Annotated in this window: 8 protein-coding genes; 5 read left to right on the top strand and 3 right to left on the bottom strand. The window is 57.8% G+C overall.

The genetic code is table 11. The features are described from left to right. The coding region (locus A5774_RS11525) for a S8 family serine peptidase (RefSeq protein ID WP_197490267.1) at positions 1 to 540 on the top strand (540 nt) is incomplete at its 5' end. Positions 541 to 660: 120 nt separating this feature from the next. Here A5774_RS11525 and eccB read toward each other — a convergent pair. The 3 genes from eccB to A5774_RS07080 all read right to left on the bottom strand — a co-directional run bounded on the left by eccB (position 661) and on the right by A5774_RS07080 (position 3,954). Next, positions 661 to 2,229 (bottom strand): type VII secretion protein EccB, encoded by a 1,569-nt coding sequence (eccB, locus tag A5774_RS07090; RefSeq protein ID WP_064834042.1) that lies wholly within the window; start codon positions 2,227 to 2,229, stop codon positions 661 to 663. Between the two features lie 65 nt (positions 2,230 to 2,294). After that, complete coding sequence (gene truA / locus A5774_RS07085) at positions 2,295 to 3,179, bottom strand: tRNA pseudouridine(38-40) synthase TruA (RefSeq protein WP_018121616.1); 885 nt, start codon at positions 3,177 to 3,179, stop codon at positions 2,295 to 2,297. Further along, on the bottom strand, positions 3,169 to 3,954 hold the full coding sequence (locus A5774_RS07080) for a metal-dependent transcriptional regulator (RefSeq protein ID WP_018121617.1): 786 nt from the start codon (positions 3,952 to 3,954) through the stop codon (positions 3,169 to 3,171). Before A5774_RS07080 ends, truA begins: the two co-directional genes overlap by 11 nt. Positions 3,955 to 4,120: 166 nt before the next feature. Between A5774_RS07080 and A5774_RS07075 the strand changes: the two genes are divergently transcribed. The 4 genes from A5774_RS07075 to A5774_RS07060 form a co-directional block, all read left to right on the top strand. Continuing rightward, positions 4,121 to 5,083, top strand: a complete 963-nt coding sequence (locus tag A5774_RS07075; RefSeq protein WP_064834040.1) for a metal ABC transporter substrate-binding protein — start codon at positions 4,121 to 4,123, stop codon at positions 5,081 to 5,083. Between the two features lie 133 nt (positions 5,084 to 5,216). Beyond that, positions 5,217 to 6,008 carry a metal ABC transporter ATP-binding protein gene (locus A5774_RS07070; RefSeq protein ID WP_027017523.1) on the top strand — a complete coding sequence of 264 codons (792 nt, stop codon included), beginning with the start codon at positions 5,217 to 5,219 and terminating at the stop codon, positions 6,006 to 6,008. Further along, complete coding sequence (locus A5774_RS07065) at positions 6,005 to 6,877, top strand: metal ABC transporter permease (RefSeq protein ID WP_082936144.1); 873 nt, start codon at positions 6,005 to 6,007, stop codon at positions 6,875 to 6,877. The genes A5774_RS07070 and A5774_RS07065 overlap by 4 nt, the downstream gene beginning before the upstream one ends. Beyond that, on the top strand, positions 6,874 to 7,371 hold a 498-nt coding region (locus A5774_RS07060; protein WP_197490266.1), incomplete at its 3' end, for a metal ABC transporter permease. The genes A5774_RS07065 and A5774_RS07060, both read left to right, overlap by 4 nt.

The following is a 7,371-nucleotide window of genomic DNA, read 5'->3' as shown; positions in this document are numbered from 1 at the left end:
TCCGGCGGCCCGAACGACGTGGCACTTTCCGCGCCGGGCCGAGTTTCTGTTGGACTATCACCAAATTCGCAGGCCTGGGCGTCCGGGATCATCCGTAATGGGCAACCATCCGGGCTGCATGGCACGAGTTTCGCGGCCCCGGTGGTGACCGGAACCGTGGCTTTGCTGCGGGAACGCTATCCGCATGCCAGTGCAGCAGAAATCCGGGAGCTTTTGGTTACTGCTAGCTACCCACAGCATGGTTTTATCGACCCGGTGCGCGTGCTCACGCACCCCGCCCCAGGTGTAGAACCTGCTGGTAACGATGATGACGGTGGTGCCGGTGGTGACAGTGCTCAGAACGCTGGTGCGCCCTCCGAGCACGACCAGGCTGCTGTCGCGCAGCCGCGCATGGTGGTGGCCGGTCCACCGGGTAATGAAACCCTGGTTACAGCTCGAAGCCTGGTGGCACTGGCCGTTGTGGTACTTATCGGCGCGCTTGTTGTCACCTTGCTGGCCTTCGGGATTTCGGCACGCATGCGGAGAAACGAGCAGACGTAGTCGGTGCCTCCACTCACGAAAAACCCTGTGCACAGAATCTCCATTGCGCACAGGGTTTCAGTCGCGAACAGGGTTTTAACTGCCAGCAGGGTTCCCGCTTCAGGGGCCAGGATAGCCAGGTTATTCCCTAGCTTGCCGTGCGGACCGCTCATCCAGGCTCGGGCCTTCCGGCAAAAGACGCAGCAAGTCCCAAGAAACTTCTTCCACGAGCAGCTCATCCTGCACCACCGGCGCGCCCACAGCCTGCATAGCTTCTGCACCATCGACATCATGTATCCGACCCGAAGGCGTCAACACATGATAGCCGTGTTCGCTGGCAACACCATGGCTGAAGGTTCGCGTGGAGACAAAATAATCCGCGGCCGCGGCGCCAGAAATTTCTACCGTGCTGACCTGGACCGGATCCGAGGCTTCGGCGCTGGGAGCACCTAGCTCACGGAGATCACTAGGTGCACTGGGATCATCGGGATCAGGTTCTGCATCGTGATTCAGCACCACCAATTCTCCGTTACCACCCGCACACACTTGGCCGTGAGCGTCGTCAAGCAAATCCGGCCTGAATTCAGGCAGATTCCAATTCACAGCCGCTGGCTGCGCATCCGGGTAACGGTGCACCTCAGCGGAATCTGTGCGGCGCGATTGTGCACCCATATCCTGCAAGATCTGCGCTTCTAGCTGGCTTAACGGAGTGATGCCGCGTGATTCTTGTGGGGTGCCACCAGCCTCAAGCAACGCCCACCACTGATTGGCATCCGGGGCTGGGGCTTTTACCTCTAAAACCTCAGGAAGTTCTTCAGCCGGTGGCACAGAAAAAGCTGGCTTTGCTGTCCAATTCGCGAGTAATTCCGGCGGCGCCTCCCACACGGCAGAGTCGTGGTTCACGCCTAGGCCGCGCCGCACGGCACGCGAAAACTGATCTGCACCATCCGGGAGTTCTACACGCCCATCGGCGCTGACCAGCCACTGTACGCCATCATGTTCGACGAGTGCGGCGGCATCGTCGTCGACCTTATCCAGCAAGAATGCCTCTTCCGGATTATCGGCGACCACGCTCAACGCAGCGGATGCAAAATCAATACACCCCGCCCACGGGCTGGGAGCTGGTGAATCAGAAGCATCAGAACCGGATACAGGCATACGACCTGCAAAACTACCGCCAGCTGCGGCGTCGGCAAGATCATCAGCAGTTGGCAAATTATTTGGTGCATCGACAATACCCACCGGGATGCCGTGCGGGCGCTGCGCGAGGTTATCTGCACCGATCGCCACCGGGTCCTCGGGGCTGCCAGCCAGCAACCGGGCCGAGGCCAGATTCGTCGTCGGATGATAACGCCCATCCAGCAGCGTGTAGAGCTGCCCGTGCTCACTGCGCACGATCACAGCATCGCCCGGATCTGGTTCCGGCGACAACCACGCCAACACGCCAGCACCAGCACCGATGAGCACCGTGGCGACAGTGCCAAAAATCAACGCTCGCCGACGCGTGGCCAGCGGATCATGAATCATCCGGATATCGCCAGTAACCACCCCATGTTCCACCCGGCGACGCAAAAACTTATGCCCACTAACTTGCGCTTTCGTCGTCGGCAGCATGGTCTGCGGCGCACCGCTTTTCTTCTGCCCACCATCGTTACTCGCCAGAGCACGGCCAGGACTCTGCAAATTCTCGTTATTATCCCCCGCGGCCATAGAACGTCCCCTCCCCGAAAGTTCATACAGACGCCAGTATGCTACATCACGATTCGCGCCACTGCCTAGTCACGGCGCTGCCTAGTTTCAATAGCACGCGCCGCCAGTTCCGCGTCGGCCGGATAATCCACGCGTACCAAACTCAGCCCATTTGCCGGCGCCACCTGGATCTTCGAGCTACGCGAATCCTGCCCCAACAACGTCGCGGCGAAATCCACATCACGTTTCCCGGACCCCACCTGCAGGCACGTGCCGACGAGACTGCGCACCATTGACCAGCAAAACGCATCAGCAACTACGTGCGCGAGATACGTCGCCGGCTCAGTGGCAGTAGAGACATCTTCCCACTGAAAAATTTGCAGATCCCGCACCGTGGTGGCATGTGGCTTCGCTTTACAAAACGCAGCGAAATCATGAAAACCCACCAGCGCATCTGCGGCATCCTGCATGGCAGCAAGGTCAACTGTTGCACCCCATAACGCAGTATCACGTGCCCGCGTCGGCAGCACCCCACCCGGATGCGCAGTCACACGATATTCATAATGACGGCGCAACGCAGAAAACCGGGCATCAAAACCTGTGGGTGCAAACTCCACCGCATTAATGCGAATATCCTCCGGTAACAGCCGCGACAAGCGCCGCACCAGTTTGCACGGCTGGCCATCAATTGAGCGCTGTTGCAGAGCGTCCACGGGCACGTCGACATGACACACTTGGCCCGCCGAATGCACCCCGGCATCTGTACGCCCTGCCACCGTCAGTTGTAACGGCGCACGCAGCACCAAGGACAAGGCATCTTCGACAACGCCTTGCACAGTGCGCAATTCTTGGCCGTCTTGTGGTTTTTGTCGGGCCCAACCGTGAAAATCTGTGCCGTCATAGGCCAGGTCGATACGCAGGCGCACCTTGTCAGAACACTTCTCGCGAGGCAATTCAGTACTAGTTTTCATTAGAGTGACGTTCTGCAATGGGCTCTGCAATAGAGTCTTCGGCAGTGGGGTGCACGTCGGCAAGCGAATCGTTATCCACACTAATTTTTACATCTGCAGCCGCTTTCACAGCCAACGCCACCGGATCGCCTGCCGGTTCATCAGTCGTCGACGAAAGCACCTGCACGTGCACCAAACCTGCCACCGACGGACTCGTCACCCGGACTCGAGAACCCGGTGCGATGTCATGCGCGGCCAAATACCGCAGCAATTCAGGATCTTCATCATTAACCTGTTCGATGACCACCGGTAATCCAGGCTCGCACTCCGCTAGGCTCATCACACCAAGATCTTCCACCTGACCGTCGGCAGACGGAATCGGGTCGCCATGCGGATCACGAGTTGGAAAATCCAACAGCGCATCAATGCGGTTGATAAAACGGTCTGAGGCTGCGTGTTCCAGCAGGTCGGCGTCGGTATGAATTTCATCCCAAGTATAACCAAGGGTTTCCACCAGGAACGTTTCGATCAAGCGGTGGCGGCGGATCATCACAAGTGCCAACCGTGCGCCCAGTTCAGTGAGCTTCACCCCAGAATAAGGTTCGTGTTCCACCAGGCCACGGGCCTGCAGGCGTTTGATGGCCTCAGAAGTAGTGGAATTCTTTTGCTGCGCACGACGGGATAATTCGGAAAGGCTTACCGATGCTTGGCCCCCGGATTCACCGGAACGTTCTGAGATCCCCCACAGCAATTTCAGATATTCCTGGGTCCGTTGCGGCAGCTCACCAATATGCATGCGGCCATTCTAGCTGGCAAATACCTGCCACGTCACTGTTAAGGCAGGTAGGCACAGAAGCTCAGTTGAAGATTCAAAAACCAGTGTCTAGGATTTCAATTATCCATATTGCTGAACTTTTTTAAGCATACTTTCATAAAATAAGATTCATCCACGAAAGGCAAGCATGACACGCAAATCCATCCGCACCGCCGCCACCATCGGCACAGCCTTAGCCTGCCTAGGCGGCTTGGCTGCATGCAGCAATGACTCCGATTCCAATGCCAGCGGCACTAATGGCAGCAACGGCGCAGACGAACAACTGACTATCTTCGCCACTACCGGCTACCTTGCCGACGCTGCCCAGCACATCGCACCAGATGCCGAGGTGATCACCCTGGTTGGCCCTGGCGGCGACCCACACACCTACCAGCCCACCACGCAAGACATCGACACAATGCAAAAGTCCGATGTTGTGTTGTGGAACGGCCTGCACCTCGAAGCCCAGATGGATAAGCAGCTAGAAGCCCTCGGTGATAAGCAAGTTGCCGTTGGTGATCAGCTCGACGAATCCAAGTTGCTGCCTTGGCCAGAAGCTGAGGAAGAAGGCGAACCGGAATATGACCCACACATTTGGAACTCACCGGAACTGTGGCAAGAAGTCGTCGATATCGTCGCCGACCATATCTCCGAAATCGACCCAGACGGCAGCGAGGGTTACCACGAGGCCGCCGAGAAGTACAACGACGAAATCGCGACGTTGCACCAAGAAGCCAAAGATGCGCTCAGCGATTTGTCCTCTCGTCTGTTGGTCACCGGCCACGATGCCTTCAACTACCTCGGCGATACCTACGACCTAGATGTGGAAGCAACCGACTTCGTGTCCACCGAAGCCGAGAAATCTGCCAGTGAACTCGATGAGTTGGCCGAAAAGATCGCAGAAGCCAAGGTTCCGATGATCTTCTACGATAACCAGGTCAACCCACAGGCCATCAACGCGTTGAGCGAAGCCATCGCGGCGCGCGGATGGGATGTCGAAATCTCTGATGAGAAACTGTTCGCCGATAGCCTCGGAGCCGAAGCCCCAGTTGATACGTACCTTGGCGCATTCCGCCACAACTTCGAAGCCATCGCTGCCGCACTGAAGTAGACCGAACCAGCAACTCCGGGCTATGCACCCAGCATTCACAGCACCCACCGGTCACAGTGCCCACCGGCCCCAGTGCCCACCGGCCCCAGTAATCAAGAAAATCAAGGTTTCAACCACCGTCCAGGAGACCGCCATGCTTGCACCCGCCCCCACTACCACCACTGCATTGTCGGTACGTGGCCTGACAGTCAATTACGGCACCGGCGTCATCTTGGATGAGCTGGATGTCAAAATTCCGCGCGGTAGTTTCGCCGGCATCGTCGGCGCAAACGGGAGCGGCAAGTCCACGTTGTTGCAAGCCTGCCTGGGGTTATTGCCCAAAGCGACCCGGGGGCAGGCACAGGTGGAATTTTTTGGCAAGCCGCTGCGTGCCATCCGGACGGATCTCGGCTATATGCCGCAAAGTCAACAGGTGGACTGGGACTTTCCGGCCACTGTCCTGGACGTGGCCTTGATGGGGCGTACTGCTAGCAAACGCTCGTGGTGGCCTTGGCCAAATTCGGCAGATAAAAAAGCTGCGCGCCAGGCCGTTGCCGCCGTCGGCTTGCAGAAATATTCCGGCGCAGCGATTGGCGCACTCTCCGGTGGGCAGAGGCAACGCGCACTATTAGCCCGCACGCTCGTCAACAGCCCGGAGCTGCTGGTCCTTGATGAACCTTTCCAGGGCATCGACGCATTTAGCCAAGAAACAATCGTCGACATCCTCCGCGAACTACACCAGTCAGGGACCACCATCATCATGGTTCACCACAACCTGGCAGAAGTCGCCGAATACTGCGACCACGTGACGTTGTTAGCCAACGGCAAGGTATCCGCTAACGGACCAACGCACAAAACTCTCACCGACACCGCCATCAGCGACGCTTATAATCTGCCGGGCAACTTCTCCGCGAACCTCACGCGCGATCGCAGGTCGGTGTCATGATCACACCATGGGAATTGCTGACCACCCACACGTATCTCATGGCGGTGCTCGGCACCATGGTCATCGGCGTTGCAGCCGGTGCATTGTCCCCCGTGGTGTATTTCCGCAAGCAAGCACTGATTTCCGACGTGATTTCCCACGCCAGTTTACCGGGAATTACCTTCGCGTTTCTTATCGCCGCGTACCTCAACTTGCCGACGCGCAACCCGCTGTTTTTAGCGGCTGGTGCGTTGCTGACCGCATTACTAGCCGTCGGCCTGTCCCACTGGTTGTTTCACCACACGCCGTTGTCGGTCGATACCGGCATGGCCATCTCACTCAGCGTGTCTTTTGCCTTAGGCATGCTGGGGTTGTTCATCATCACCAAGCAGCCACTGCCCGGCAAAGGCGGAATTCAAGACTATCTGTTGGGTAATGCTAGCTCGGTAACCATCGCAGATTTACGGATTTCCGTCGTACTCAGCCTGGTTATTCTCAGCGGACTCATCTGGTACTTCCCCACGCTGAAATGCTGGCTTTTCGACCCAACCTTCGCCGCAACCTCCGGGGTACACACCCGCCTGCTGCACATCGTCGCCATGACCGCTTTCGCATTAGTGGTCGTCAACGGCATCAAAGTCGTCGGCGTGATCTTGATGGTCTCGTTCATCATCGCACCCTGCGTGGCCGCACGGCAATGGTCTAATCAGCTCGGCGTCGTCACGGTCCTTGCCGCTGTGATCGGTGCTGCTAGTTGCTTAATCGGGGTCTACTTGGCCGTGGTCATTGGCTCGATCCCTACCGGCCCACTTATCGCCGTTGTGCAGGCCTGCTTCGCCCTCATGTCCTTGGTTTTCGCTCCTAAGCGCGGATTGGTGTTTTCCCAATGAGTTTCGTCGTCACCGTCAGTATTTTGGCCGTCGTTACCGCTATTACCTGCGCGATTCCTGGGGTGATCGTGGTGGCAAACAAGGATGCAATGCTTCTCGACGGCATGGGGCACGCCGTGCTCCCAGGAATCGTGGTGGGCGCGCTGATTTCCGGATCAGTGCAGTCCCCGTTACTCGTTTTATTCGCGGGAGCCGCGGCGTTTCTGGTGGCTTTGGGCACGAGGTGGTTAGCTGACACCGGGTTAATCGCAGAAGGCGGCGCACTGGGGTTGGTTTTTCCCTCCATGTTCGCCGTCGGGATCGTGCTGCTAAGCTTGAATTTCTCGAACGTGCACTTCGACGTGCACACCGTGTTAGTCGGCAATCTCAATCTGGCCGCACTTTCGCAACCGTCTTATCTATGGACGCTAGTGCCGATCATGCTGGCGAACATCGTCTTCGTCGGCTGGCTCCTCCCCCTGCTTGGAGCTTGTGCCTTCGACGACCGTGCCGCC

Origin of the sequence: Corynebacterium sp. EPI-003-04-2554_SCH2473622 (assembly GCF_001665955.1) — a bacterium.
Classification (GTDB): Bacteria; Actinomycetota; Actinomycetes; order Mycobacteriales; family Mycobacteriaceae; genus Corynebacterium; species Corynebacterium pseudodiphtheriticum.
This window is presented reverse-complemented; position numbering and strand designations above follow the sequence as displayed.

What these genes read in the sequence shown, in the direction of transcription:
- eccB (WP_064834042.1), bottom strand. Translation starts at nt 2,229, where the DNA reads ATGGCCGCGGGGGATAATAACGAGAATTTGCAGAGTCCTGGCCGTGCT.
- truA (WP_018121616.1), bottom strand. Translation starts at nt 3,179, where the DNA reads ATGAAAACTAGTACTGAATTGCCTCGCGAGAAGTGTTCTGACAAGGTG.
- A5774_RS07080 (WP_018121617.1), bottom strand. Translation starts at nt 3,954, where the DNA reads ATGCATATTGGTGAGCTGCCGCAACGGACCCAGGAATATCTGAAATTG.
- A5774_RS07075 (WP_064834040.1), top strand. Translation starts at nt 4,121, where the DNA reads ATGACACGCAAATCCATCCGCACCGCCGCCACCATCGGCACAGCCTTA.
- A5774_RS07070 (WP_027017523.1), top strand. Translation starts at nt 5,217, where the DNA reads ATGCTTGCACCCGCCCCCACTACCACCACTGCATTGTCGGTACGTGGC.
- A5774_RS07065 (WP_082936144.1), top strand. Translation starts at nt 6,005, where the DNA reads ATGATCACACCATGGGAATTGCTGACCACCCACACGTATCTCATGGCG.